19 protein-coding genes and 1 pseudogene are annotated in these 25,542 nt (G+C 61.5%); 10 read left to right on the top strand and 10 right to left on the bottom strand.

Annotated elements, in window-relative coordinates; genetic code table 11:
- Positions 1 to 310 precede the first annotated feature (310 nt).
- Positions 311 to 1,009 (top strand): OmpW family outer membrane protein, encoded by a 699-nt coding sequence (locus AAGS40_RS08015; protein WP_345810753.1) that lies wholly within the window; start codon positions 311 to 313, stop codon positions 1,007 to 1,009.
- Between the two features lie 16 nt (positions 1,010 to 1,025).
- Here the strand turns inward: AAGS40_RS08015 and AAGS40_RS08010 are convergent, their stop codons facing one another.
- From AAGS40_RS08010 to AAGS40_RS08000, 3 genes are all read right to left on the bottom strand, one after another.
- A complete protein-coding gene (locus AAGS40_RS08010) occupies positions 1,026 to 1,229 on the bottom strand; it encodes a DUF1289 domain-containing protein (RefSeq protein ID WP_345810752.1) in 204 nt (67 codons plus the stop codon).
- Positions 1,230 to 1,368: 139 nt separating this feature from the next.
- Positions 1,369 to 2,610, bottom strand: a complete 1,242-nt coding sequence (locus AAGS40_RS08005; RefSeq protein WP_345810751.1) for a phospholipase A — start codon at positions 2,608 to 2,610, stop codon at positions 1,369 to 1,371.
- 437 nt (positions 2,611 to 3,047) lie between these two features.
- Entirely contained in the window at positions 3,048 to 4,352 is a 1,305-nt protein-coding gene (locus AAGS40_RS08000; RefSeq protein ID WP_345810750.1) for an Nramp family divalent metal transporter, read from the bottom strand.
- A gap of 375 nt (positions 4,353 to 4,727) precedes the next feature.
- Between AAGS40_RS08000 and AAGS40_RS07995 the strand changes: the two genes are divergently transcribed.
- The 4 genes from AAGS40_RS07995 (at position 4,728) to AAGS40_RS07980 (ending at position 8,835) form a co-directional block, all read left to right on the top strand.
- Positions 4,728 to 5,828: a polyamine ABC transporter substrate-binding protein gene (locus AAGS40_RS07995; RefSeq protein WP_345810749.1), complete on the top strand. Its 1,101-nt coding sequence runs from the start codon at positions 4,728 to 4,730 to the stop codon at positions 5,826 to 5,828.
- 90 nt (positions 5,829 to 5,918) lie between these two features.
- Positions 5,919 to 7,091, top strand: a complete 1,173-nt coding sequence (potA, locus tag AAGS40_RS07990; RefSeq protein WP_345810748.1) for a polyamine ABC transporter ATP-binding protein — start codon at positions 5,919 to 5,921, stop codon at positions 7,089 to 7,091.
- Positions 7,088 to 8,020, top strand: a complete 933-nt coding sequence (locus AAGS40_RS07985; RefSeq protein ID WP_345810747.1) for an ABC transporter permease subunit — start codon at positions 7,088 to 7,090, stop codon at positions 8,018 to 8,020. Before potA ends, AAGS40_RS07985 begins: the two co-directional genes overlap by 4 nt.
- Positions 8,017 to 8,835, top strand: coding sequence for an ABC transporter permease subunit (locus tag AAGS40_RS07980; protein WP_345810746.1), 819 nt, complete (start codon positions 8,017 to 8,019; stop codon positions 8,833 to 8,835). Before AAGS40_RS07985 ends, AAGS40_RS07980 begins: the two co-directional genes overlap by 4 nt.
- Before the next feature lie 818 nt (positions 8,836 to 9,653).
- Here AAGS40_RS07980 and AAGS40_RS07975 read toward each other — a convergent pair.
- The 6 genes and pseudogenes from AAGS40_RS07975 to AAGS40_RS07950 form a co-directional block, all read right to left on the bottom strand.
- Positions 9,654 to 9,947 (bottom strand): hypothetical protein, encoded by a 294-nt coding sequence (locus tag AAGS40_RS07975; protein WP_345810745.1) that lies wholly within the window; start codon positions 9,945 to 9,947, stop codon positions 9,654 to 9,656.
- A 482-nt stretch (positions 9,948 to 10,429) separates the two neighbouring features.
- A pseudogene (locus AAGS40_RS07970) lies at positions 10,430 to 10,716 on the bottom strand (hypothetical protein); the annotation flags it as partial.
- Between the two features lie 193 nt (positions 10,717 to 10,909).
- On the bottom strand, positions 10,910 to 12,400 hold the full coding sequence (locus AAGS40_RS07965) for an NAD(P)/FAD-dependent oxidoreductase (protein ID WP_345810744.1): 1,491 nt from the start codon (positions 12,398 to 12,400) through the stop codon (positions 10,910 to 10,912).
- 321 nt (positions 12,401 to 12,721) lie between these two features.
- Positions 12,722 to 13,924 (bottom strand): tetratricopeptide repeat protein, encoded by a 1,203-nt coding sequence (locus AAGS40_RS07960; RefSeq protein WP_345810743.1) that lies wholly within the window; start codon positions 13,922 to 13,924, stop codon positions 12,722 to 12,724.
- 78 nt (positions 13,925 to 14,002) lie between these two features.
- Positions 14,003 to 14,683, bottom strand: a complete 681-nt coding sequence (locus AAGS40_RS07955; RefSeq protein ID WP_345810742.1) for a PspA/IM30 family protein — start codon at positions 14,681 to 14,683, stop codon at positions 14,003 to 14,005.
- A 522-nt stretch (positions 14,684 to 15,205) separates the two neighbouring features.
- Positions 15,206 to 15,823 carry a hypothetical protein gene (locus AAGS40_RS07950; protein WP_345810741.1) on the bottom strand — a complete coding sequence of 206 codons (618 nt, stop codon included), beginning with the start codon at positions 15,821 to 15,823 and terminating at the stop codon, positions 15,206 to 15,208.
- A 491-nt stretch (positions 15,824 to 16,314) separates the two neighbouring features.
- On the opposite strand from AAGS40_RS07950, the gene AAGS40_RS07945 reads away from it, so the two are divergent.
- The 5 genes from AAGS40_RS07945 to AAGS40_RS07925 all read left to right on the top strand — a co-directional run bounded on the left by AAGS40_RS07945 (position 16,315) and on the right by AAGS40_RS07925 (position 23,634).
- Positions 16,315 to 18,816, top strand: coding sequence for a penicillin-binding protein 1A (locus AAGS40_RS07945; RefSeq protein WP_345810740.1), 2,502 nt, complete (start codon positions 16,315 to 16,317; stop codon positions 18,814 to 18,816).
- A 755-nt stretch (positions 18,817 to 19,571) separates the two neighbouring features.
- Positions 19,572 to 20,192, top strand: a complete 621-nt coding sequence (locus tag AAGS40_RS07940; RefSeq protein WP_345810739.1) for a hypothetical protein — start codon at positions 19,572 to 19,574, stop codon at positions 20,190 to 20,192.
- Positions 20,193 to 20,408: 216 nt separating this feature from the next.
- Complete coding sequence (locus tag AAGS40_RS07935; protein ID WP_345810738.1) at positions 20,409 to 20,783, top strand: hypothetical protein; 375 nt, start codon at positions 20,409 to 20,411, stop codon at positions 20,781 to 20,783.
- Between the two features lie 265 nt (positions 20,784 to 21,048).
- Positions 21,049 to 21,471 (top strand): hypothetical protein, encoded by a 423-nt coding sequence (locus AAGS40_RS07930; protein ID WP_345810737.1) that lies wholly within the window; start codon positions 21,049 to 21,051, stop codon positions 21,469 to 21,471.
- Between the two features lie 408 nt (positions 21,472 to 21,879).
- A complete protein-coding gene (locus AAGS40_RS07925; RefSeq protein ID WP_345810736.1) occupies positions 21,880 to 23,634 on the top strand; it encodes a ShlB/FhaC/HecB family hemolysin secretion/activation protein in 1,755 nt (584 codons plus the stop codon).
- Between the two features lie 379 nt (positions 23,635 to 24,013).
- Here the strand turns inward: AAGS40_RS07925 and AAGS40_RS07920 are convergent, their stop codons facing one another.
- Positions 24,014 to 25,525 carry an efflux transporter outer membrane subunit gene (locus tag AAGS40_RS07920; RefSeq protein WP_345814319.1) on the bottom strand — a complete coding sequence of 504 codons (1,512 nt, stop codon included), beginning with the start codon at positions 25,523 to 25,525 and terminating at the stop codon, positions 24,014 to 24,016.
- Positions 25,526 to 25,542: the final 17 nt, after the last annotated feature.

Here is a 25,542-nt window from a genome sequence, read left to right as displayed (position 1 = left end):
CATGGCGCGCGGCCGCCGGCACGCGGCCTGAAAAGACCCTGACTCCTGCGCTCCGCATCGCTAGAAACGAAGATTCTTGAGAAAGACGACGTGCTACAACACGCCCGTCCTACCATTGTCGAATGTGTTGGCGCTTGTGCTGGCACTCGAATTCGTCGAGCGTCCATGATCTGATCGACTGGCTGCCAACGAACACGACGCGACCGGCTGTCGCAGGTCGCCTGGTGTATTCGCTGGGTTGACGCGGGTCAACGTGCGGACCCGTGATTGCTTCGACAATCCCCGCACGTACAACACGCTCGGGGAGCACATGAAGCACTCATTCGGCAGCCGCATCCGGACCACGGTGATTTCGGCCAGTCTGTTAGTCGCGGGCACGCTCGCGCCGCTCGCGCATGCCGCAGACGCGGGCGATGGCGCAGGCAGCACCGGCACCACCGCCACCAGCAATGACTCGATGAACGGCATTCACGCGGGCGATGTGCTCGTGCGTCTGCGGGCCATCAGCATCATGCCGGATGTGGGGACGACGCATTCCCTGTCGGCGTTGAACGTCGATGTGAATAACGCGATCGTGCCCGAGCTGGATTTCACCTACATGATTCGCGACTACCTCGGCGTCGAGCTGATTCTCGGCACGTCGCGTCATCAGCTGACGTCGAGCCTCGGCAGTCTCGGCGGGGTCAACGTGTTGCCGCCCACCCTATTGCTCCAGTATCACTTCAACCATGCAGGGCGGATTCGTCCGTATGTGGGCGCGGGATTGAACTACACGCTCTTCTACAACAACGGTCTGAACGCCGGCGGCGCGCCGATTTCGATCACGAATCACAGCTTTGGGCCGGCGTTGCAGGCCGGCGTCGACGTGCAGGTGACGAAGTCGCTGTTCGTCAACGCGGACATCAAGAAGATCTGGATGCACACCGATGCATCGCTCGGCGGCGAGGCGTTAGGCCGCCTGAGTATCGACCCGGTGGTGGTCGGGCTAGGTGTGGGTATGCGGTTCTAGTGCTGTGAGCCGCCGGTTACAGCTTGTCGTTTTTGAAGCGCATCGCGGTGCCGTCCTGCTCGATGCGCGTCCAGACCGCGCGCTTTTCCTCGTCGCTGAGGAACACCCAGTTGGACACTTCGGCTGCGGTGCGGCCGCAGCCTTTGCAGATGTCGTCGAAAAGCGTGGAACAGACGCCGATGCACGGGCTGTCGGGAAGATCGTGGAGATTCGAAGCCATCGGAAACCTTGAGCGCAGAAGCAGAGTTCCGCTATGTTAACCGATGCCGGCCGCAAGGTTCGCCGTGACGGACCCGTTGGCCGTGATCGATGCACGGCTGGCAGCGTGCGCCGCGCATTCGCGCAAGTTGTCCGCTCAATCACCGCGCAATGCTGTACCCGACTCGCGCAATCCAGTGTTGACGGTTGTTGTAATCGAGCAGGTCCTCCCCGTACCCGTTGAAATAGCCGACCCACACATAGCCGCCCCACGCGCTGCCGAGCAGTTTCGCAAGCGGGTAAGTGAACTGCGTGTCGACGCTGCCGTACCAGTGCTTCGTGCCCTTGCGCACCGTGGTGGCAAGCTGCCAGCCGTCAGGGCTTCCATACTTCACGAGCAGATCGACATAACCGCGATAGTCGGCGATATCCGGGTTGTTGCTCGTACCCAGGTAGTAATAGATTTTCGGCGACACGGTCAGATGGTTCGCCGTCAGGTCGCCGAATTCCCACGTCGGCCGGATGAACGGCATGTTGATACTGCGCGAGTCGTCGCCAGCCTTGCCGTTCGACTCGTGACTCACGCCCGCTGCGAAACCCATGCGCGTGAACCACGAGCTGTGCCAGCCGGTGTCCGGCACGTAATAGAACAGCTGGGGGCTGTAGGTGGTATCGCGAAACGGCCGCGAGTCGGCGGAAAGATCCCAGATCGACGTTTGCGTGTACGCGAAGTACAGGTTGTCGAGCAGCGACTTCGAGCGCAGATCGTCCGGAATGCGGATGCGGTATTTAAAGCTCAGTTGCAGCCGTGCATTCGTGTCGCCGTTGCGGCCTACGGCAATGTACATCGGCTCGTAGTACGACAGGTGAGCGAGCACGCCGCGGCCAGTCGTGGCAAGCGAGTCGCCCGGCGGCGACATCGCGTCGCCCGTCGGGCCGTCCACTTTCGCGGCCGTGGCGGCGGCCTGCGCGGGAGTCGTCGCCTGCGTCTCCGAGCGCTCGGCCTGAGCGAGCGCGTCCTGCTGCGGTCCTCGATTGATCGCGACGATCGCCGGCGACGCGTCGAAACCCACCGGGTCGATGCGCACCTCGCCGCGCGCTGCTTGTGGCCACGGTGCCGAGAACCGCACCTTGCGGAACTGCCCCGGCCGCAAATGCAGCGTGCCTGGCACGCCCGGCTCGCGTTGCAGATCGAGCGGCTGCGGCGACAGTTCCGCCATGCTGAGATTCACGCGGATGCACGGCGGCACGGTCACGGTGAGCGGCCTCGCGTCGTCGGCGGAATAGATCAGCGTGATCTGCAGCGGTTCGTTGAGCGCCGCGACGCGCGCCGGTTGCAGCATGGCGACCGTGGCGCGCGCGTCGCCGGCAAAGAGTGCGACAGCGGCGAGCGCCGAGAGCATCGCGGTGCGCGGCAGGCACGGCACCGCGCGACGGGCCGTAGGCCTCGGCTTGCAAACAGATGAGGCGGATGAAACGTGAAGGCGCATGGGCTATCGTCCAGGAAGCGGAAAAGCGAGAACAATGTAGTGCGTCACGGCGCGTCGAAAGACGGCTCAAGCAGCCGCGCCGGCTGTGCAGTCGAGGCCACCACAAGTTGCGCATGTGAGCGCGGCGGCGCAACGGGCGCCACAGGCGCAACAGGGCTCAAAAAGTGGTTTAAGAGCGGCGCGAAAACGGCCGCCAGTAAAAACAGGCAGCCGTTGCAAACCATCACGGCTCGACCCGCAACGTGCGCCTTGCGAGCATTCTGCCGGCCTTGCCACAGATTTCGGAGAATACTTACAAACTCACTGCATTGCCAGTCCGAGCGAAAAAGCGAGTGGGTCTTTCCGCGCGCTCATGCGCCGAATGTCAGCTGCCACAACAACGCAGCGTTCAGCACGACGATAAACATCGCGCTTAACCAGGACAGCGCGAGCGGCACGCCGCGCACACGCCAGCCGCGCATCAGCGCAGCGTCGGAAGCACAGCGGATCAGCGGCACCACGGCGAGCGGCAGTTGCAGGCTGAGCACTACCTGGCTTGCCACCAGCAACTGATTCGAGCCGTTCTGGCCGAACATCGTCACGGCGATGAGCGCCGGGCCGATCGCCAGCGCGCGCGTGAGCAGCGCGCGTTTCCAGCGCGGCAGCCGGATTTGCAGGAAGCCTTCCATGACCGCCTGACCGGCCAGCGTGCCGGTGACCGTCGCGCTGAGTCCGCAGGCGAGCAGCGCCGCGGCAAACAGGATGCCCGCCCAGTGCGTGCCGACGAGCGGCGCGATCAGCCGGTGAGCGTCGGCGAGATCGGTCACGTCGCGATGGCCGCTCGCATAGAAGACGGCCGCCGCGACGATCAGAAGCGCCGCGTTGATGACGAAAGCAAATGAAAGCGACGCGAACGTGTCGACGTTGACCACCTGGAGCGCGGCCTTGATCTGCGTATCGGTGCCCTCCGGCGCGTGGTGCTTGACGAGCGCCGAGTGCAGATACAGGTTGTGCGGCATGACGGTCGCGCCGACGATGCCCGCCGCCAGCCACACCATGCCGGCATGCCGCAGCAGATCGACGCTCGGCGCCACGCCGGCCAGCGCCTCGTGCCAGTCGGGCCGCGCGAGCGCCAGTTCGACCACGAAACACATTCCGACGAACACGATCAGCGCTGCGATCACGGCTTCGAGCCGGCGGCCACCCTTTTGCTGAAGCGCGAGCAGCGCGAACGTGCATACCGCCGACATCAGCACGCCGATAGTGAGCGAGACGCCTAACAGCAATTGCAACGCGACGGCGCTCCCGACGACCTCGGCGACGTCGCACGCGATAATCGCGACCTCGCTGGTCAGCCACAGGAACAGCGTGGTGCCGCGACTCGTGCGCTCACGGCACAGCTGCGCCAGATCGCGGCCCGTGACCACGCCGATGCGTGAGGACAGCCATTGCAGCAGCATCGCCATGATGCTGGCGAGCAGCACCATGCCGAGCAGCTTGTAGCCATAGGCTGCGCCCGCGCCGAGCGCGGTTGCCCAGTTGCCCGGATCGATATAGCCGACTGCGATCAGCGCGCCCGCGCCGACGAACGAAAACCAGTGCGCCGGGCGTGTGGGACCGTTACCCGGCAAACGCGGGCGGCGATTGGGCCGTAAGACGGACGGGTTGGTGTTCATTGGCGCCTGGGGTCAAGACTGCACATTTGCGCAAACCTCGTGCCCGGCTCGTACGCAGGGTCAAACGCGGCACACGTTTTATGAATATAACGCTGCACCCCTCTTGCGATACGTCGGCGTCGCAACTTGACAATCAGATAACAGCAGCGCGGCCGCCGGGGTTTTTTTCGGGTAGACAGCGGGCGATAACCCGCTAAAATTGCGCCCATTTCTTCCGGTGCGGCTTGCACTGTACCGTTTGCGCGACGAGGTGGGATTTTTTTTGGCGCGCGCAATAATTAGTGGTAGTTTTCGGGTTTTTCAGGGGAGTCGCGTGCTCGGCAACGCGGCGCGAGTGAGGATGGCCGGCGTGGTCGGCCGAGATCGGAGAACGGAATGAAAAGACGGGTAGTGGGGCAAGTGGCGGCGCTGGTCTTGTGCGCCGCGCCGTGGTTGACGGCCGCTGCGAAAGACACGCAGCTGAACGTGTATAACTGGTCCGATTACATCGCCAAGGACACCATTCCGAACTTCACGAAGCAGACCGGCGTCCAGGTCAAATACGACAATTACGACAGCGACGACACGCTGCAGGCCAAGCTTCTCACCGGCAATTCGGGTTACGACATCGTCGTGCCGACCAGCAATTACGCCGGCAAGCAGATCGCCGCGGGCATCTTCGCGCCGCTCGACAAATCGAAGCTGCCCAACCTGAAATACCTCGATCCGTCGCTGATGGCGCTCGTCGCCGGCGCCGATCCCGGCAACAAGTACACCGTGCCCTGGGCATACGGCACCACCGGCCTTGGCTACAACGTCACGAAAGCGCAGCAGATACTCGGCAAGAACGTGCCGCTCGACAACTGGGACGTGCTCTTCAAGCCGGAGAACATCTCGAAGCTGAAAGCGTGCGGCGTCTCGGTGCTGGATGCGCCGGACCAGATGTTCGCTGCCGCGCTGCATTACATCGGCAAGGATCCGATGAGCACGAATCCGGCCGACTACCGCGCCGCGCTCGAGATGATGAAAAAGATCCGCCCGTACATTACGCAGTTCAACTCGTCCGGTTATATCAACGACCTGGTGGGCGGCGACGTGTGCTTTGCGTACGGCTGGTCTGGTGACGTCGTGATCGCCAAGCATCGCGCGGTCGAGGCGAAGAAGCCTTACAAGATCGAGTATTACATTCCGAAGGGCGGTGCGCCGGTGTGGTTCGACGTCATGGCCATTCCGAAGGACGCGAAGAACAAGGAAGCCGCGCTCGAATGGATCAACTACATCGAGACGCCGCAGGTTCACGCCGCGATCACCAACGCGGTCTACTACCCAAGCGCCAATCTCGAAGCGCGCAAATACGTGGACAAGGACGTGGCGAACGATCCGGCCGTGTATCCGCCGCAAGATGTGATCAAAACCCTGTTTCTGCTGAAGCCTTTGCCGCCGGAAATCCAGCGGCTGCAAACGCGGCTGTGGACTGAATTCAAGTCTGGCCGCTAACGCCGTCAACGTGAACGGGTCAGCATCATCAAGAAGCCCTCGGTGTTCACCGGGGGCTTTGTTCGTCAAACGCCGGAGTAATGCATTGTGATGAGTAGTGAGCAGTCGGGCGCACTGACCGGGGCCGTCGTGCCATCCGCGAATCAGGGCGCTGCAGTCGCGGCCGAAGACGCAGCGGCGAATTTCGTCCAGATCGTCGACGTCGTGAAAAAGTTTGGCGAGACCGTCGCGGTCAAAGGCGTGAACCTCTCGGTGAAGAAGGGCGAACTGTTCGCACTGCTCGGCAGTTCCGGATGCGGCAAATCCACGTTGCTGCGCATGATGGCCGGGCTCGAAAGCGTGAGTTCCGGCAAGATTCTGATCGACGGCGAAGACCTCTCGCAACTGCCGCCGTACCGGCGGCCGGTCAACATGATGTTCCAGTCGTACGCGCTGTTTCCGCACATGACGGTGGAAAGCAATGTCGCGTTCGGTCTGAAGCAGGAAGGCGTGCCGAAGGCCGAACTGAAAGACCGCGTGCAGGCCGCGCTCGAGCTCGTGCAGATGGGCCGTTTCGCGAAGCGCAAGCCCAATCAGTTATCGGGCGGTCAGCAGCAGCGCGTGGCGCTCGCCCGCTCGTTGGTCAAGCGTCCCAAGCTGCTGCTGCTCGACGAGCCCATGTCCGCGCTCGACAAGCAGATTCGCCAGCGCACCCAGATCGAACTGGTCAACATTCTCGATAAGGTCGGCGTGACCTGCGTGATGGTCACGCACGATCAGGAAGAGGCGATGACGATGGCCGGGCGCATTGCCGTGATGAGCGAGGGTGAGATCGTGCAGATCGGCACGCCGCACCAGGTGTACGAGTATCCGAATAGCCGCTTTTCGGCGGAGTTCATCGGGTCGACCAATCTGTTCGAGGGCCATACGGTCGAGGACGAGCCTGATCACGTGTTTATCGAAACCCCGGACCTGCCGTGCCGGTTATACGTGAACCACGGCATTACCGGTCCGCTCGGCATGCCGGTGACCATTTCCGTGCGACCCGAGCGGATCGCGCTGACCCGCAAGCCGCCCGAAGGCGCGTACAACTGGGGTAAGGGCATGGTCACGAATATTGCGTACATGGGCGGCTATTCGCTGTATCACGTGAAGCTCGACGGCGGCAAGACCGTGATTGCGAATGTAACGAGCCTTGCGCTGACCGAGATCGATACGCCCACCTGGGGCGACGAAGTGTACGTGCGCTGGAGCGCATCTGCCGGCGTGGTCCTCACATCATGAAGCGCACGCTCAACGCATTCGCAACGTGGCCGGTGCGCCGCTTCAATCTCACCGGCCGCACGGCGGTGGTGGCGGGACCGTTCGTCTGGCTGCTGCTGTTTTTCCTCGTGCCGTTCCTGCTCGTCGTAAAGATCAGCTTTGCCGACCTGCAACTCGGCATTCCGCCTTATACCGAGCTGACCCAGTTCGCTGACGGCGCGATTCACATCACGCTCGATCTGTCGCACTACGCGTTTCTGTTGACCGACAGCCTGTATTTCGCGACCTACGTCAACTCCGTCGTGGTGGCGGCGATTTCGACGCTGCTGTGTTTGCTGATCGGTTATCCAATGGCGTACTACATCGCGCGTTCGAATCCGGCGAGCCGCAATCTGCTGATGATGGCCGTGATGCTGCCGTTCTGGACGTCGTTCCTGATTCGCGTTTATGCGTGGATCGGCATTCTGAAGAACAACGGGTTGCTGAATAACTTTCTGATGTCGATCGGGCTGATTCATTCGCCGATCGAGCTGTATCACACGAATACCGCCGTCTACATCGGCATGGTGTATTCGTACTTGCCGTTCCTCGTGATGCCGCTTTACGCGCATCTGGTGAAGATGGACATGACGTTGCTCGAAGCCGCCTACGATCTTGGCGCAAGGCCGTGGAAGGCGTTCTGGCAGATTACGCTGCCGTTGTCGAAGAATGGCATTATCGCGGGCTGTCTGCTGGTGTTCATTCCGGCGGTAGGCGAGTACGTGATCCCCGAACTGCTCGGCGGCGCGAACACGCTGATGATTGGCCGCGTAATGTGGAATGAGTTCTTCGACAACGCGGACTGGCCGATGGCGTCTGCCGTCACATGTGCAATGGTGTTGCTGTTACTGGTACCGATGGCGTTTTTCCAGTACGCGCAGGCAAAGGCGATGGAGGAAAGGCGCAAATGAAGCCGAACCGGTTGTTGCAGTGGCTGGCTTTGGGCATCGGTTTTCTGTTTCTGTATGTGCCGATTGTCAGCCTGGTGGTGTATTCGTTTAACGAGTCGCAACTGGTGACGGTGTGGACGCGGTTTTCGACGCGCTGGTATGCGGCACTGTTGCAGGACGACGAGTTGATTGCGGCTGCGTGGCTTTCATTGCGGGTGGCGTTGCTGACGGCGTTTGCTTCCGTAGTGATTGGCACGTGGGCTGGTTTTGTGCTGGCCAGAATGGGGCGGTTTCGTGGTTTCACGCTTTATACGGGGATGATCAATGCGCCTCTGGTCATTCCCGAGGTGATTCAGGGCATTTCGTTGCTGCTGCTGTTCATTGAAATGGCGAAGTGGCTGGGGTGGCCTGCCGGTCGTGGCATTTTCACGATCTGGATCGGACATGTGATGCTCTGTATTTCTTATGTCGCGATCATTGTGCAGTCGCGGGTGAGGGAGTTGCATCCATCGCTCGAAGAGGCGGCGCTCGATCTGGGTGCAACGCCTTTGCGCGTGTTTTTCTTTATTACGTTGCCGTTGATTTCGCAGGCGCTTGTTTCCGGGTGGTTGTTGTCGTTTACGCTTTCTATTGATGATCTTGTTCTGTCCGCGTTTTTGTCGGGGCCTGGGTCGACGACATTGCCGCTGGTTGTTTTCTCTCGAGTTCGGCTTGGGTTGAATCCGGAAATGAATGCATTGGCGACGTTGTTTATTGCTGTGGTGACTGTTGGGGTGGTGGTGGTTAATTATTTCATGCAGAAGGCTGAGAGGAAGAGGGGGAGTGTGGTGGTTTGAGGTTCAGGTTCAGGTTTTAGTTTGCTTGTTTTTTTGGCCTTTCCTTGTTGCGCTTGTGGTCTATTAGCGTTGCCCCTGTGCGGGGCGGCACCTACTTCTCTTTGCCGCCGCAAAGAGAAGTAGGCAAGAGAAAGCGGCTCAAACCGCTAATTTTTAAGCGGGTCCCTTGGCTTGCAGGATGCAGTGGCCCATCTGGAATCCGTGTCCCCGCACACTCCGCTCCTGTGACAAGGCAGTCATTCTTCCGGCGGCGCTACGCGCGCCGACGGGTACATCCGCAACCATCGGTTGTCCGCGCGCCCCTGCGCACACTAACCATTGATCTTCTCGGCGCCTCGCCGAGGCGAAGCCGATGGCCCCACCGCCGTGTCAGTGCACCACTGGTTTCCCTGGCAGACCCGTCCGCGACGCACGCAGTGCGGAGTGGGAGCGGATGACGGCTGTGTCACGGGCGGGGAGTGTGCGGGGGATCATTCGTAGATCGAACCAATATGCCCTCCAAGCCGGGGCGCCCGCTTCATGGCTGGCGGTGTGAGCCGCTTTCTTTGCTTACTTTCTTTGCGGCCGCAAAGAAAGTGAGTGCCGCCCCGCACAGGGGCAACGCTAATAGACCACAAGCAAGACAAGGAAAGGCCAACGCCGCAGGCGAACTACAAAAAGCCAAACGCCGCAGGCGAACCACAAAAAGCCCAACGCCGCAGGCGAACTACAAAAAAAGCGAACGCCAAGGACAACCACCAAAATTCAAAACCAGCCGCCCGCGCTGCGCGCGCCCGAAATCTCATCCCCAAAAGCAAAAGCCCGCCCGCGCCCGGGCACTAAAAATTCTCGTACCGCTTTTCCACGAGCTGCGCGTTTCGAAAAATAAACATCACATGCTCCTGGCCCGACACACCGCCGACGTAATCCCAGCGCGTCAGGTCGCCCGCATTCTTAGATGCAAAAGGGCTTCCGAGCTTGTTGAATACCTGCTTTTCCGTCGTGCCAGCCGGAAAGCGCTGCTCGAAACTCTCCCGCGTCCACCCGCGGGCATGAATCTCATCGTAAGTGTGCGTCGGCGTAATACAACCGCTCAGACCGGCCACGCAGCCCACCGTCACCGCCAAAACCATACATGACTTCATCGCTTTCTCGCATACATTGAAGATGCAAGAACCTTCGCACGCGCGCCAGCACAACACGATCAGACATATCTCAATTTGCGGAACAGGGGGAAACGCTGGCTCCCCAGCGAGCCCGCCGGGATGCACACAGTCGGCAGCGGCAGATGACCGCTCCGTCAAGATCATCAGGTCCGAAGAGGATCATTCGTAGATCGAACCAATGCGCTGCTCGAGGTCGGCGCGAACACTGTCTGGCGTCACGGTGTGACGCTCACACGGCTTGTTATCTTCCGGCCGCAACCGCCACAATGCGTGAATGCCGCCCCGAACATGGGCAACAGATAGACCACTCAGCCAACCGGCAAAGGTCCACAAGAACCCGCTGTGGTTATCATGTGCAATCAGAAAACGGCCACCAGCAAGCTCAATGCTCGATTCCTTCGCCCGCGTAACAGCCTGGCAACAGCTTTACCACTTGTGGGAACTCATCGTCATGCTCTGCAAGTTCCTTTGGGAACTGTTGCGCCTGCTAGGAGGGAGCGGATAACGCGTGACCTGCTCAGCTCGCCGCGAGGAAACGCCCCGCCTGACCCCGCAAACGCCAGCACATCCGATATCTCCCGCTTCGGCGCCCCCGCCGTCAGAATAGGCCCGCGCCGCGGATACAGCACCGGTTTCGCGCCCGGAGTGCGACTGAAAACCCGCTCGCATGAGCCGTCGGAATCCAGCGATCCCGCGCGCCCCACAGCACGAGCGTCGGCCCCCTGGTGATGCCGAGCGTCGCGGCAAGCGAGCGTGGCGGCGATGGCGCAACCGGCGGCAACGTAGTTCGAGGTTTGCCATTCGTCGTCTCCCATTCTGGTTCCATCTGGCCGGCAGCGCGCTTTCACACGCTGTGGTGCACGTTCACGCGCGGTGTGGCGTTGTCCGCGTCCGCAAGGGAGCGCACGCGCGGCGCACCCCGCCACCGCTCAACGCGCAAAACGGTAATCGTGCGGCCGTACGCGTCGCGTCCGTTTGCGAAAGCTGAACGTGAAGCCTGGCCACAGCGCGGTGACCTTGCCGCTTTTCGTCTGATACCAGCTATGACAGCCGCTAACCCACACCGAGTGCTGCATCTCTTTCTGCAGACGCTCGTTGAAATCGCGCTGCACGTCGGGGCGCAGATTCATCGTGCGGGCGTTGCGACGGCGCAGTACGCGCAGGCAGTCGGCGATGTACTGCACCTGCGACTCGATCATGTAGATCATCGAGTTATGACCGAGTCCGGTGTTCGGGCCGACGATCATGAAAAAGTTCGGGAAGTTGGCCACGCTCGTGCCGAGGTAGGCTTCTGGACCATCGCGTAGCCACATCGCGCCGAGATCCGCGCCGTCGATGCCGGTCACGTCGAACGGCGCGCCCACGTCGTTGACCTGGAAGCCCGTGCCGCAAATGATCGCGTCGGCATGATGAAGAATGCCATCGTTGGTTACGATGCCGTCGGCGACGATCTCGCGGATGCCCGTCGTGACCACGTCGACATTCGGCTGGCAGAGCGCCGGATAATAGTCGCTCGAAAGCAGCACCCGCTTGCAGCCGAGCCGGTAGTTCGGCGTCAGCTTTGCACGCAATACGGGGTCTTTCACACGACGTTCGAGATAGCCGAGGCCGAACTTCATCGGCAACTTCATCAGTTTGGGATTGACCACGAATGCGATTGCGCGCGATTCGAGTTGCCAGTAGATCGCGCTGCGCACGAAGCGCTGCGTGAACGGTAAATGGCGGAACAGCCACTGTGCGCGAGAGCCGATCGGCCTGTCGGGTTTCGGCATGATCCACGGTGCGGTGCGCTGAAACAGTTCGAGCCGCGCGACGCGTGACTGGATCCGTGGTACGAACTGGATCGCGCTCGCGCCGGTGCCAATGACGGCAACGCGCTTGCCTTCGAGTGGATACGCGTGGTCCCAGCGTGCGGAGTGAAAGAGCTTGCCCCGAAAGCGATCGAGCCCGGCAATCTGCGGCAGCGCGGGGCGCGACAGCGGACCGCTCGCCGCGATCACCACGTCGGCCTCGATATGCTCGGTTACGCCGTTGGCGTCGATCTCGACATGCCAGACCTGCCGCGCCTCGTCGAAGCGCGCGGCGCTCACCCTCGCATTGCAGCGCACATAGGGATCGACGCCGTACTGGCGCGCGCAATGCTTCAGATAAGCGAAGATTTCCGCCTGTCCGCCGAAAGCACGCGACCACGCTGGATTCGGCTCGAACGAAAACGAATACAGATGCGAGGGCACGTCGCATGCCGCGCCGGGATAGGTGTTATCGCGCCACGTGCCGCCGACGTCCGCGGCGGCCTCGTAGATCGTGAACGACGTGATGCCTTCCCGCAGCAGGCGAATGGCCATGCCGATTCCCGCAAAGCCGCTCCCGACAATCGCGATGCGGGGCGGTACGGTCGGGGCGGATGAGGCAGGCGTCACGGAGGTCTCCATCGTTGGAAAAATAATGCGGCAAAAGGATTGAATGAAGCAATTGACGCGTGCGACTACTTTCCACCGATGCGCGCAGCGACACGTTGGGGCTTATGCGAAGCGTTTTATCATCAGACTGTTCGCAGGTTCGGTGCTGCTCGCGCAGCATGAGGTGAGCGGAGCGCACGCGCAGAAGGCGTGTGATGCGGCGTTGCGCAGAGTGGCCGGATTGGCGGAATGAAATCGATCCGCGCAAGAAAAAGGCTCCTTGCGGAGCCTTTTTCTCGGGCACGGCTGTGTCCGGCCAACCGATACTGGATGCGTGGTCGATCAGGTATCCGTCCAGCCGCCCGAATCGTCATTGTTGCCCATGTCGACGCCGCCGCCGTCGTTCCAGTCGTTCGAACCCTGGCCGAAGTCGAGACCGCCGCCATCGTTCGAGTCGTTGCCCCGGCGGCGCGATTCGTCGTCGACAATGACGTCTCGCTCCACCACGCGCTCACGCCCCGAATTCAGCGCTTCGCCGAGCAGCACGCCGGTAAGCAGGCCGCCCATGCCGCCGCCAAAACCACCGCCGCCTTGCTGCACGATGACGGGCGGCTGCTGATACGGTCCCTGCTGCGGATAAGGCGCTTGAGGCGGATAGGGCGATTGCGGCGGATTGCCGAACCGTTCGGCTTCCTGTGCATACGGCGACTGCTGCGCCGCGCCGGCCTGCGCGGCGTACGGATCGGGCCGTCCGTCCGCGCGCGCCCGCAAGCTGCCAATGCGCTGTTCAAGTTCGTCCAGTTGGTACGGTGGCACCGGATTCTTGCTGTTCGACAGGCTTTCCATCACGCCACGCAACTGTTCTTCGACGCCTTCGACTTCCTTCTCCAGCGCCTCATGACCCGGCGCGGTGGAAAGCTTCACGTCGAGCTTGAGCGAGCGCACGGCGTTGAGCATATCCGTGGCGCGTTTGAGTTGCACGCGACGATCGTCGTCGGCGCGCGTGTCGTCCTGCGTACGGGCGCGCCGCAAGGTCCAGCGCAATACCAGCGCAATCACCACGACGAGAAGGATGATTCCGATCCACATACCCGCCCCCGGACCATGTCGTTGAGGTGCCTGAGGCACCATGGCCGACTGCTGCTGCACAGCCGGCGAAGTCTGTTGCGCGAAAGGATTGGGCGCGCGGCTCGACGTACCGCCACCGGCACCGCCGGTGCGCTCCGCATTCCTGCGAATGCGCGCTTCAGTCTGCGCGAAGCGGGTCGGATCGGTAAAGCGGATTTGCGGGTCCAGCGTTTTCGCCTGCTGCACCTGCGCCAGCGCGTCGGCCGGGCGGCCTTCGCGGTCGAGCACCTGTGCATACAGATAATGCGCATGGGCGTTGTTCGGATGCGCCTGCAATACTTCGCTTAGACCAGCGTCGGCCTGCTGCCAGTTGCCCTGCGACATCGCCGACTCGATCTGCTGAGCCGTCGGCACGGCGAAAGCCGAGGCCGACGCGAGCAGCAGCGATGCGAACACGCTTGCGATAACTTTTTTCATGTACGGACCGGGCGCAGCGCGCCCGTCTCCTTCAGTGCATTTCGATGGCCGCCGTTGCGGCCCGTGCTATGCACGCAATTACTGGGCCGGCGTGTTCAACTGCTTTTTCAACGCTTCGAGACGATCGTCGACGGACGGACCACGGTTCAGATCGGCAAGCTTGTCGTCGAGCGCCTTGCCGCTTTTCACGTCGGCGGAATTCAGGCGTGCGTCCGAACGCGCATTCGACAATGCGACCTTATCTTCGAGCTTCTGAAAATCTTCCGACAGATTCTTGCCGCCAATGCCGCCAAGCGCGGTTGCCGCCACATCTTTCGCCTGGGCGATCTGCTGCTTCGCCTGAAGAATATTCGAGCGCGCGTTCAGGTCGTTGCGACGCGTGCGCATGTCTTCGATCTGGCTCTTCAACTGTGCAACCGACGGCTCCAGCGTAACCAGTTCCTTCGCAAGCGCGTCGCGTTCCGCTTCCGCGTTCGCCTGTGCGCCGAGTGCTTCGCGAGCGAGTGCTTCGTCGCCCGATTGCAGCGCGCGCTTTGCGCCGTCTTCATACTTCCTTGCCTTGTCCGCGGCGACATCGCGCTTGCTTTGCTGCGTGGCGACCTGCGCCTGAATCTCGATCAGCGAATTCTCAGCTTTGGCGATGCTCTCGTCGAGCTCGCGCACGATCTGGCGCGAGTCACGCGACGGGTCCTGCACCGAATCGGCTGCGTCGTTCAGGAGACCTTTGAGCGTGCGCGAAATGCTGTCAAAAAGCGACATGAAAACCTCCAGAGAATGTAATCGGCGCTGAAAAAATCTGCATGCTTCAGTGCTTTCCAGTGCTGCTTCGTTACTACTTTACGCCGCTGCGCGTGAAGCTGCGCAGTGTTCGGACCGGAGTTCGGGGCGCGCGGGTGAAATGCAATAGCTGCGCCAGGAAATGTCCCGTTCCGGCAGGCGAAGCGCAGCCGCGTAATGCATAAAAATATGCGACAGGTGATTCAGTCGCTCGCGGATATTACACCACGAGGTCTCTTAAAACCGCCTTAAAGGGCGCGATGACAGATCTGCCAACTTTGCAGCGTTCCGGTGTCGATTGCGTGTCGTCAATGTTGCGCAGGAGTCGGAGAGTAGAAGGCTGTGATGTGTGCAGCGCGAGCAAAGCTTGCAGTATGGAAAGCTCAGAAGAGGGCGTCGTTTCGTGTAACGAGGTGCAACGACTTCGCAGTAGCGATGCGGCGGGCACGCGATCGCGCGCGGTTCGACAGGCGAAGTGTCATATAGGCAACGGATTAAAACGCTTCACGCGAACCGGCCGCCTTCAGTGCTGGGATCGGCGCGTGGATCTTCATCTTCGTGTGACGTGTCGACGCGCGGGCGCTTCATCACGCGCCGCACCTGCGCATCCGCTTCGGTCGCCGTCGGCATCGCGCCACCCGCTGCGGCTTCAGCGGCCGCGACGCGCGCGACGGCCTCTGCGGTTGCAGCGGCTTGCCTATCCTCCGCTGCGGCGAGCGCCGCGAGGACGCCGGCGGGCAGCAGTGGAGCGGGCGCAGATACCGGCGAGCCCGGCAACGCACCCGTGGCCGCAGCCGAAGCAGCGCCTACGCCTGCCGTGCCGGCAGCGTTGTTTTCACTTCCCGCGCCCGTTTGCAAAGCTGGCGGCTGCGTCGCGCGGGCGTACCTGGTGCCGCGAGCGACACGTTGGAGTGCCGCATCGAGCGCATCCGGCGCGCGCGGCGCACGCAGGCGGTCGACGATACTCGCCGCTTTCACCTGTTCGCTCGTCGCGCCGAAGCTCAGCACGGCGCGCCGCATCAGTTCGCTGACGCTAATGCCCAGATTGTCGGCGGTGGCAGTGATCGCGCGTTTCTGCGCGGTCGTGACAAATACGACGATGCGCTCGCTGGGCTTGTTCATAATCGGCTCGCAGACTTGTTGGCATGGGCGAATCACGGCGTATTTCTGGCCTACGCCGGCGCGGCAATCGTGGTTGGCACGCGCTCGCGTCCATCATATGACGAGTTGCACCGATGCGGAACGTGCGCTGCATGAAAATCCCGTGACATCAACGGGTTGTAGCGTTTGCGAGGCGCTTGTCCACAGGCCTTTGCACATTTTCTGTTGATAACTTTGCGCCGCTGATAGCGCACGAGGCTGGCGTCTTCTACAGGGTCGAACCGGTCCAAAGGGAATTCTTACAAAAAAACACCCTTGGAGCGTGCGCGATTTCTTTTAAAATGCGCTGTTACGTTGCGCCAGAAGCGGTCTCGGGCGCGCCGTTGCGGCCGGCCGGGGGCACAGGGTCGCGCGGTGCTTTGCGTTTCAGGCCACGATGTTTGCTCACGATCCATGCACGCGCCAGGAGCGCGCGCAGAAAGGCGTTCAGTTACGCGCCCACCATTCCAGTCATGCCAATCATCAAACGACCGCATTCTTCCAATTCTCCGGCTGGCGAAGACCGGGACTCCTACCAACGCACTCCAGGACGCAACGCTGCCGCGCGCGACGCCGAGTCTGGCCGCCGCTCGATCGGCGCCACGATCGGTATCTGGTTCATCGGCCTGATTGCGACGCTCGCGGTAGTAGGCGCGCTGATTCTCGGCTATGCGCTGGTGGTGATGGGGCCGCAACTGCCTTCGCTCGACGCGTTGACCGACTATCGCCCGAAAGTGCCATTGCGCGTGTACACCGCGGACCACGTGCTGATCGGCGAATTCGGTGAAGAACGCCGCAGTCTCGTACGCTTCCAGGACATACCGGATCAGATGAAGAAGGCCGTGCTGGCGATCGAGGACTACCGCTTTTACGAGCATGGCGGAGTGGACTTCGTGGGCATTCTGCGAGCGGGTTTTGCCGACCTGGCGCACGGCGGCGCGTCGCAGGGCGCGAGCACGATCACCATGCAGGTGGCGCGCAATTTCTTCCTTTCCAGCGAAAAGACCTACACGCGCAAGATCTACGAAATGCTGCTCGCGTACAAGATCGAGCGCGCGCTGACTAAAGATCAGATTCTCGAGCTGTACATGAATCAGATTTATCTGGGTGAGCGCGCTTACGGTTTCGCGGCGGCCGCGCGCGTCTATTTCGGCAAGGATCTCAAGGACATCACGCTCGCGGAAGCCGCCATGCTCGCCGGCCTGCCAAAAGCGCCGTCGGCGTATAACCCGGTGGTGAATCCGAAGCGCGCGAAGATCCGTCAGGAATACATTCTGAGGCGCATGCTGGAGTTGCGCTACATCAGTCAGGATCAGTACGATCAGGCAGTGAAAGAAGAGATTCACACGAGGAACCCGGGCAACGAGTACAGCGTGCACGCGGAGTACATTGCCGAGATGGTGCGGCAGATGATGTACGCGCAATACAAGGACGAAACCTATACGCGCGGCCTGAACGTCACCACCACAATCGACTCCGCCGATCAGGACGCCGCGTATCGCGCGGTGCGCAAAGGCGTGATGGATTACGAGCGGCGTCACGGCTATCGCGGACCGGAAGGCTTCGTGCAACTGCCCGCACCGGGCGACGACCGCGACCAGACGATTGACGACGCGCTGACCGACCATCCTGACAACGGCGAGATCATCGCGGCGGTCGTCACGGATGCCAGCCCGAAGCAGGTGAAGGCGCAACTCGTGGACGGCACGCAGATCACGATCAGCGGTGACGGTCTGCGCTTCGTCGCCGGTGCACTGAGCACGCGCGCCACGGCCGCGACGAAGATCAAGGTCGGCTCGATCGTGCGGGTCGTCGAGGGCGACAAGGGCGGCTGGCAGATCACGCAGCTTCCGCAGGTGGAGGGCGCACTGGTGTCGCTCACGCCGCAGGACGGCGCGATTCGCGCGCTCGTGGGCGGCTTCGACTTCAACAAGAACAAGTTCAATCACGTCACGCAGGCATGGCGCCAGCCAGGTTCGAGCTTCAAGCCGTTCATCTATTCAGCCGCACTCGACAAGGGGCTCGGACCGGCCACGATCATCAACGACGCGCCGTTGTACTTCCCGTCGAGCACGCCGGGCGGCGACGCCTGGGAGCCGAAGGACGACGACCAGCCTGACGGTCCGATGCCGATGCGTCTCGCGTTGCAGAAGTCCAAGAACCTCGTGTCGATCCGCATTCTGTCGTTCATCGGCACGAAATACGCGCAGGAGTTCGTCACGCAGCGCTTTGGTTTCGATGCGGACAAGACCCCGCCGTATCTGCCCATGGCGCTCGGCGCGGGCCTCGTCACGCCGTTGCAGTCGGCGGGCGGCTACTCGGTGTTTGCAAACGGCGGCTACCGCATCAACCCGTATCTGATCAACGAAGTCACCGATGCGCGCGGCGAGCCGCTCTCGAAAGCGCAGCCGCTTACCGCCGGCCGCGACGCACCGCGCACGCTCGAACCGCGCAATGCTTTCATCATGAACAGCCTGCTGCATTCGGTGGCTACATCGGGTACGGGTTCGGGCACCAACGTGCTGCATCGTTCGGACCTGCAAGGCAAGACCGGTACGACCAACGACGCAAAGGACGGCTGGTTTGCCGGCTATCAGCAGTCGCTCGTCGCGGTGGCATGGATGGGTTACGACCAGCCGAAAACACTCGGCAGCCGTGAGTTCGGCGCACAACTCGCGTTGCCGATCTGGGTCGAGTACATGCAGCGCGCGCTGCGCGGCGTGCCGCAAAGCGAGCCCCCGCAGCCCGACGGGGTGACGAGTGTCGACGGCGAATTGTTTTACACGGACATGACCCCGGGCAATGGGTTCGTCGCCAGCATCGGTCTCGATTCGGCGAATCCCACTGCCGGCGCGAGCGACGCCGTGGGCGGTGTCGGCCCCGCTGGAATGACGCCGCCGGTCGTGCCGCCGCCGAGCGTGTCGTCGAACGAGAAGAAACAGATCATGGACCTGTTCGAATCGAACAAACCGTGACGCAATGTCGTGTGCCGGGCCGCTCTTGTCGCGGCTTCGGGACGGAGATGTCTTAAATTTTCTGAGAGTGCGGGGCGCGATACGACAGTGAGCGCTCCGTGCTGATTGCGACGCGGCCCGACCGGGCGAGCACATGCGTCCGCTACGCGTCGTGTGTTCTATTCACGCCCGCGCTATCTTCATCGAACGTCCTATTTGACGGGACGCTTTCCCAGAACACGGCCGCGCGTCGTCCATTCCCCCTGACACTGTGTTTCCCGACGTGAGCGGTACGGCGTGGCGCCCTTGCGTGTCGTGCATGTGCCTTTCTGTCGGGCGGCCCGCAGCTATATCGAGCACGGGGCACTCCTCGATCAGACTAATCCGAATCTTCACAAACGTTGCAGCGCTGCCAATTTTTGCAAATTGTTGACATTCAGTTCATGTAATATCCGCTAATTTACGGATCGTTAGTCATCCGTAATACGAATCACAAGAATGAACCGGAACACAAACAGGCTGAGAGACAGCCGGCTGAGGGAAATGGGGCTCGCCGTCGAGGAATTCGCCACGGCAGCAGGCAAGCGGGGATGTGAGACCGCGTCGAGCCGTCGAGAATTACGACGTGTGATCTTTTTGCTGCGGCGGTACGTGTTGGCGGCGCCTGTAGTGGCAGGCGCGCTGCCGTCGCTATCGGATGCACAGATCGTCGCCGGTGGCGAGCATGCGCCGTCCGTCATTCAGACGCACAACGGCCTCGATCAGGTGAACGTGATATGCCCGACAAGAAACCGAAGGATCTTGTGTCGCAAGTGTGTGCTGGAACTGGACCATGCAATGAAGCAACATTGAACGCGGCCATTCAAGCGCACGGTACAAATGCTGATGCAGCGGCGGCAAATATACAGACGATGGGCGCTTACGGCGCGCCAGCGGCCGCGCTGACGCTCATCGGGCCAGAAGCCGTGACTGCTGCGATGTTGGCTGGCGGACTTGATTACTCCGGTAGCGCGTACAGCTATTACGCTGGTTTGTCGAAGGATCGACCGAGCTTCACAAATTCGTACATTGCCGGAGTGGTCGGCGGGCTGAGTTACCCGCTTGCGATCAGCGGCTCGGCGGTCTCAGGAATGGGAACCGCTGAAAGGATTGTGGCCAACGGATATAACGCGGCGGTCGCGGGTGTGGGCGCGTTTGGTGCGGCCGGTATGACGGGCAGCAATCCCGATCTGTCTGGCGGATTGGCTGTCGGATGGCCGGCGCGGGGACTTATGTTAATGCGGTGTTGCCAGGCGCATTGGGATCGTTTGCAAATCAACTCATTCAGGGAATGGCCGGGCCGCTGCAAAACTACATTCAAAACCACCAGAGCCAGCAAAAAAAATGATGCGAAATGAGACGCGACGAGTTGTGGTCCGATTTATAAAGGCTTATCTATCGCTCGGTGCCATGATGGTGTTTGTAGTGATGGTTTCTATTGCCAAGGGCTCGGATTGGAAGATTCTACTGGTCGGGATACCACTGTTCCTGATCTTTTTTAGTGGAATTACTTATCAATTGGTCAAGGAACTGAGAGCGTTAAGGCATCAAAGTGCTGCCGAACAAAAGGAGCATTGAAAGCAACAAGCCCAGCCAATACCGCGTCGATGATCTCGACTAACGCAGGGCGGATTGGATCGGTGGCCGCTGCCGCTGCGTCTGTGCCATCGCCTTCCATACCTGTATTCGACATGATCGCATTTGGGGCGACAGTTACTGGCTTGGGTGCGGATGCCGTGGCTCAACTCGCGAAGCCCAACGTTGGTCAGTATCTGGAGAGCGGTACCACTGGAATTGTCGCGGGGGCTATTTCAGGACTTTACCCCGGGCTGACACCGGCAGTAAGCGAGGCTGCCAATCAGTTCAACGATGGTAGCTGGGCTAAGGCTATCCAAGGATTTACCAATTTCGAATGGAATCGGTTTGTAAATGGTGGAGGAAACAAATGAAGTGCATCGAGGATGGAAATTTGACATGGGCGACAAGCGTAATGCTATTCGTAGTTGGCCTGACCATTATGTTCAGCTCCCTTAAATGCGCTCCCTCATCACGTTGGAGCGTCATACCGGTATTGTTTGGATTTGGCGTCGCCGCCGTCGGTGGTATGACTTGCAGGGCGCGAATGTTGCATATCAAGCCGTTCGACAACAGCTACAAGAAGGCGCGCAAGAGCTACGAGGTCAAGGACGAAAACAATAATTCAGGGGGGGAGAAATGACCGAGTTGCAATCTACCGCTTTTGTCAGTGAAGACAAGTTCGCTGTCGCGCAGGTCGCGCTCTATATTTTGGCGGTGCTCCAGGTGGTCGCTGCGGTTATGTTGGCGACGGGTGGCGCTCCTATCCCGTTTCCGCAGCAGGCAACAGCGATGCAACGTCTTTCAGGAACGGTCAACGCAGTCGTCATGGTTCTCGCCTTTGCCGTCGTCTACTGCCTGTTAGCACGGTGCTTGCGCCGACCCACAAAACTGGTCTGGCGCATCGCATTGGGGACATTTCTCACTAACTTTGGCATGGTCGTTCTGACAATGGTTGCTCAACCCGGCCCAAGCCCGGTATTGACAGGGTGCCTTTGCTTTGCGGGCATTGTTTCTGTATTGAGAGGGTGTAAATCTGTCAAAGCATATTCTCACTCTTGAGTCGTGAGTATGACGCCATGGACGTCTGCTGTTCGGTTCAACCGGCAAAGCCTCAACAACGCGACGCGTTTCGACGACCAAATAAGCGGTCGTCAACATACTTTGTTTGACCGTCGAGTACGCCTTGCTGGCTCGGTGCCTGAATCGCTGTGCAGGCCTGGTCTGGCGTATTGCTACTGGCATATTCCTCATCAACACGGTCGTTGCTGCACTAGCGACACCCGCGCAACGCAACCTACTACCGTAGCGCTAATGTCGCTTGTTGTATTGGGATTCGGCGCGTTTGGCACGCATGAGCCCGACCTGACGGTCTTGGTTCCGGGAGTTGGGCTGTGTCGATTAGGGGTTGCGTTCGCCGATCGAGTCGAGCGTTCGCGCGCACGGAAGTAGTCGGAACAATTTAAATTGATGAAAATTCAAAAGAGGCTAGCGGCGCTGCCGCTCACAGCCCTGGTATCGCTCGCGTCGAACGCGCAGCATGCGCCGACGCCGGCCGATGAAGCCGCCGCCGCACGGGCCAACGCCGGGCAGAACCAGCAGATCCAGCAGCAGCGTGACGCACAGCAGCGCGACGCAATCGTGCAGGCTCCCGCCGTGCGTTCGACCCTCCCAACGTTCGTGGGCTATCCGCTGCTGCCGGTCGAAACACCATGCTTCCGCATCGGCAAATTCGCGCTCGATGTCCCAACAACGCTGCCCGCTGCCGTGCGCAGCACGGGCGCGTCGGCGCTATCACTGGACCCGTTCGCCTTTGCGCGCGAGTGGCTCGATCACTATAGGGGCCAATGCATCGGCAAGCCCGGCATTGACACGCTCACGAAGGGGCTGCAGCAGGCCATCCTGAGCCGTGGCTATGTCACAACGCGCGTACTCGTCCCGCAGCAGGACCTGTCCAGCGGCATGCTGGCGCTTGCGCTCGTTCCTGGCGTCATCCACCAGCTCCGTTTTGCGGGCGCTGAGACACAAGGCACCCTTAAATCTGCATTCCCCGCCCGCGACGGCGACCTGCTGGACCTGCGCGACCTTGAACAGGGCCTGGAGCAGATGAAGCGCGTCGCGTCGCAGGACGTGGACATGAAGATCGAGCCGACCAATACTCCCGGCGAAAGCGATGTCGTGGTGAGCGTGAAGCGCGCGAAACCTTGGAGCCTGCTCGCATCGGTTGACAACTCGGGTACGGATGCGACCGGCAAGTGGCAGGGCAACGTGAGCCTTGGCATCGACAATCCGCTGGGACTCAACGATATTCTCACAGCCGGCGCAAATCAGGACCTGTCGTTCGGCAACAAGGCGCTCGGCTCGCACGGCTTCAACGGTTCGTACTCGCTGCCGTGGGGATACTGGACGGCCACGCTGTCTGGCAACACGAACGCCTACTACCAGAACATTGCGAGCGTGAACCAGACGTTCGTGTCCAGTGGTAACTCGCAGACAGCCGCACTGAGGCTCGCGCGCGTACTGAGCCGCAGCCAGAGCGATGTATTCGGCGTGGAGTTCCAGCTATCGAAGCGTTTCGGTGAGAGCTTCATTGATGACACAGCCATACCGCAGCAGCGGCGCAACAACACGTTCATCGAAGCGGGCCTGACCGACCGGCACTACGTTGGCGTGTCGCAGTTCGACGGCACGCTTGCGTACCGTCAGGGGATTGGCGGGCTGGGCGCGACGCCTGATCCGTACCCCGACGGTCCCACATACCGTTACCACATGGCGGTTCTGGATGCGAACCTGTCAGTGCCGTTCGCGGTCGCGCAACAGAGCTTGCGCTACATGACGACCGTTCACGCGCAGTTCACTAACGACACGCTGTTCTATCTGGACGACCTGACCATCGGCAGCCGTTACACGGTGCGGGGCTTCGACGGCGAAACCATGCCGGCGGCAGAAAAGGGCATCTACTGGCGCAACGAGTTGCAACGGCCCATCGGCGAGACGGGACAGGCGCTGTATGCCGGTCTCGACTATGGGCGCGTGTTTGGGCCGAACACCGCGTTTCTGGCCGGGACACAACTGGCGGGCGCGGTGATCGGTATCCGCGGTGGTCTGCCTTCCCGCTTCGTCGGTATCACCTATGACCTGTTCGTTGGGACGCCGGTCTACAAACCCAGCGGGTTTCCGACTTCGAGTGTGACGGTGGGAGTGCAGGCGACGGCGCAGTTCTAGCGTGCCGTGGGGGAACGCGGGGACCGTTGCCCATCCGACATGCACCGCAGCATCGACCACTCATCTGTTCAGACTTTAGACAAGTCACTTGTCTCGCTAGACCGCACCAAGGGTCGCCGTTAGCTTGAATCCCAAACGAGACGCATGTCTGAGATATAGGACCGTCCTGCTGTAAGAGGACGAAGGTTCGCCGCACCGCAGCGTGTGGGGAAACATGGGGGAATGGATGTCTAAGGGCGCGAGGGGAAAGCAATTTTCTCCAAACGCCGCCCGGAAGGGTTGATGTAGCGGGGCTGGTTATCACAGGGTGTGATTTGTCCACAGCTTTGTGAACAAAAACTGGGGATAAGTACGCGCGACGCCCAACGGCATCCCCGAGCTAGTTGGAGTGTCCTTGACCGGCATCGGAACTCGCCCCTGGAACCGTCGTCGCCGTGTCTGCGGCGCGCGTCGCCGGGCTGGCCGATTCAACAGGCGGATTCCCCATCGCCTGAAAGAGCGTCGCCGTATCGGTCAGACGCGCACTGGTATAGCGGATCTCGTCGAGCTGCGCGTTGCGGTACTGCTGCTCGCTCGAGCGCGCGGCCGCAATCGGCACGGCGCCGAGCCGGTAACGCCCGGCGGTGTCCTCGAAAACGCCTTGCGCAGAGCGCGCGGCGATGCTCGCGGCGTCCAGCGCCTGCGCATCGTGTTCGAGCGCGGCGAGCGTATCGGCGACGTTCTCGAATGCGCTCAGCACCGTTTGTTTGTACTGGAAAACCGTGGCGTCGTAGGTGGCGAGGGCCGCGCGCCGTTGTGCGAACAGCGCGCCGCCGTGAAAGATCGGCTGTGACAGCGACGCGCCGATGCTCCAGATCGCGCCGGCGCCCGACAGCGCCACCGGCCAGCTGAATCCGCCTTGACCCATTGACGCACTGAGCGACAGGCTGGGGAACATCTGTGCCGTCGCCACGCCGACGTCGGCCGCAGCCGCTTTGAGTGCGGCGTCGGCGGCCTGGATGTCCGGGCGCGAACGCAGTAATTCGGAAGGCACCACGACCGGCACCTGATCGGGCACATGCAGTTGCGCGAGAGCGAGATCGTCGGGCGCGGCATCGGGCGTGCGGCCGAGCAGCACGGCCAACGCATGGCGCGAGTTCAGCCATTGCTGCCTGAGTCCCGGCAAACTCGCCGACAGACTCGCCGCACTTTGCCACGCGCTCAACTGGTCGGCATGCGAGACCGCGCCCAGCGCATATCGGCGTTGCGTGTCGCGCGCCTGATCGTCGGCGATCGTCACGAGGCGCGTGGTGGTGTCGATCTGCGCATGCAACGCGGCACTCGTGATCGCGGCGGTGACGATGTTGGCGGCCAGCGCGCGACGCGCGGCGTCGAACTGGTACGCCTGCACATTCACGCGGGCGGCAAGCGCGGCATCGGCAAGCCGCGCCGCGCCGAACAGATCGAACGTATAGCGCGCTTCTAACTGGCCGGCGAACACGTTGTACAAGAACGTGTTGGTGCCGATCTCGGGAATTGCCAGCGCGCGATTGCGGGTCGCCTGGCCGCCCGCGTCGATGGTGGGCAACAGCGAGCTGCCGATCTGCGCGCGCAATTGCTCACGCGCGGCGGCGAGACTTCTGTCGGTAGCAGCGAGTGTCGGGCTATTGCGCAAGCCTTCGTCGACCAGCGCATTGAGCGCGTCGGACTGATACAGCTTCCACCATTGCGGCACCGGTTTCGCGCCCACCACGAACTGTTGCGCGACGCCTTGCGCGACCACGGTCTGCGACGGTTGCGCTTCGACGCCGTAATGCGACGGCTGCGGCATCGCGGGCGGCGCGCCATTCGGGCCGAACGAGCAGCCGGCGAGGGCGAGCGCGATGCCCGCTGCGAGACCGGTCGGCTTCATGACGCGCAACGAACCGG

Source organism: Paraburkholderia sp. PREW-6R, assembly GCF_039621805.1.
In the GTDB taxonomy this organism is placed as follows: Bacteria; Pseudomonadota; Gammaproteobacteria; order Burkholderiales; family Burkholderiaceae; genus Paraburkholderia.
Note: the sequence above shows the minus strand (reverse complement) of the source record. Positions and strands in the feature narration are given on the sequence as shown.

Bases quoted from the DNA above. Each gene is read 5' to 3' on its own strand.
- AAGS40_RS08015 (WP_345810753.1), top strand. From the start codon at position 311: ATGAAGCACTCATTCGGCAGCCGCATCCGGACCACGGTGATTTCGGCC.
- AAGS40_RS08010 (WP_345810752.1), bottom strand. From the start codon at position 1,229: ATGGCTTCGAATCTCCACGATCTTCCCGACAGCCCGTGCATCGGCGTC.
- AAGS40_RS08005 (WP_345810751.1), bottom strand. From the start codon at position 2,610: ATGCTCTCGGCGCTCGCCGCTGTCGCACTCTTTGCCGGCGACGCGCGC.
- AAGS40_RS08000 (WP_345810750.1), bottom strand. From the start codon at position 4,352: ATGAACACCAACCCGTCCGTCTTACGGCCCAATCGCCGCCCGCGTTTG.
- AAGS40_RS07995 (WP_345810749.1), top strand. From the start codon at position 4,728: ATGAAAAGACGGGTAGTGGGGCAAGTGGCGGCGCTGGTCTTGTGCGCC.
- potA (WP_345810748.1), top strand. From the start codon at position 5,919: ATGAGTAGTGAGCAGTCGGGCGCACTGACCGGGGCCGTCGTGCCATCC.
- AAGS40_RS07985 (WP_345810747.1), top strand. From the start codon at position 7,088: ATGAAGCGCACGCTCAACGCATTCGCAACGTGGCCGGTGCGCCGCTTC.
- AAGS40_RS07980 (WP_345810746.1), top strand. From the start codon at position 8,017: ATGAAGCCGAACCGGTTGTTGCAGTGGCTGGCTTTGGGCATCGGTTTT.
- AAGS40_RS07975 (WP_345810745.1), bottom strand. From the start codon at position 9,947: ATGGTTTTGGCGGTGACGGTGGGCTGCGTGGCCGGTCTGAGCGGTTGT.
- AAGS40_RS07960 (WP_345810743.1), bottom strand. From the start codon at position 13,924: ATGAAAAAAGTTATCGCAAGCGTGTTCGCATCGCTGCTGCTCGCGTCG.
- AAGS40_RS07955 (WP_345810742.1), bottom strand. From the start codon at position 14,683: ATGTCGCTTTTTGACAGCATTTCGCGCACGCTCAAAGGTCTCCTGAAC.
- AAGS40_RS07950 (WP_345810741.1), bottom strand. From the start codon at position 15,823: ATGAACAAGCCCAGCGAGCGCATCGTCGTATTTGTCACGACCGCGCAG.
- AAGS40_RS07945 (WP_345810740.1), top strand. From the start codon at position 16,315: ATGCCAATCATCAAACGACCGCATTCTTCCAATTCTCCGGCTGGCGAA.
- AAGS40_RS07940 (WP_345810739.1), top strand. From the start codon at position 19,572: ATGCCCGACAAGAAACCGAAGGATCTTGTGTCGCAAGTGTGTGCTGGA.
- AAGS40_RS07930 (WP_345810737.1), top strand. From the start codon at position 21,049: ATGACCGAGTTGCAATCTACCGCTTTTGTCAGTGAAGACAAGTTCGCT.
- AAGS40_RS07925 (WP_345810736.1), top strand. From the start codon at position 21,880: ATGAAAATTCAAAAGAGGCTAGCGGCGCTGCCGCTCACAGCCCTGGTA.
- AAGS40_RS07920 (WP_345814319.1), bottom strand. From the start codon at position 25,525: ATGAAGCCGACCGGTCTCGCAGCGGGCATCGCGCTCGCCCTCGCCGGC.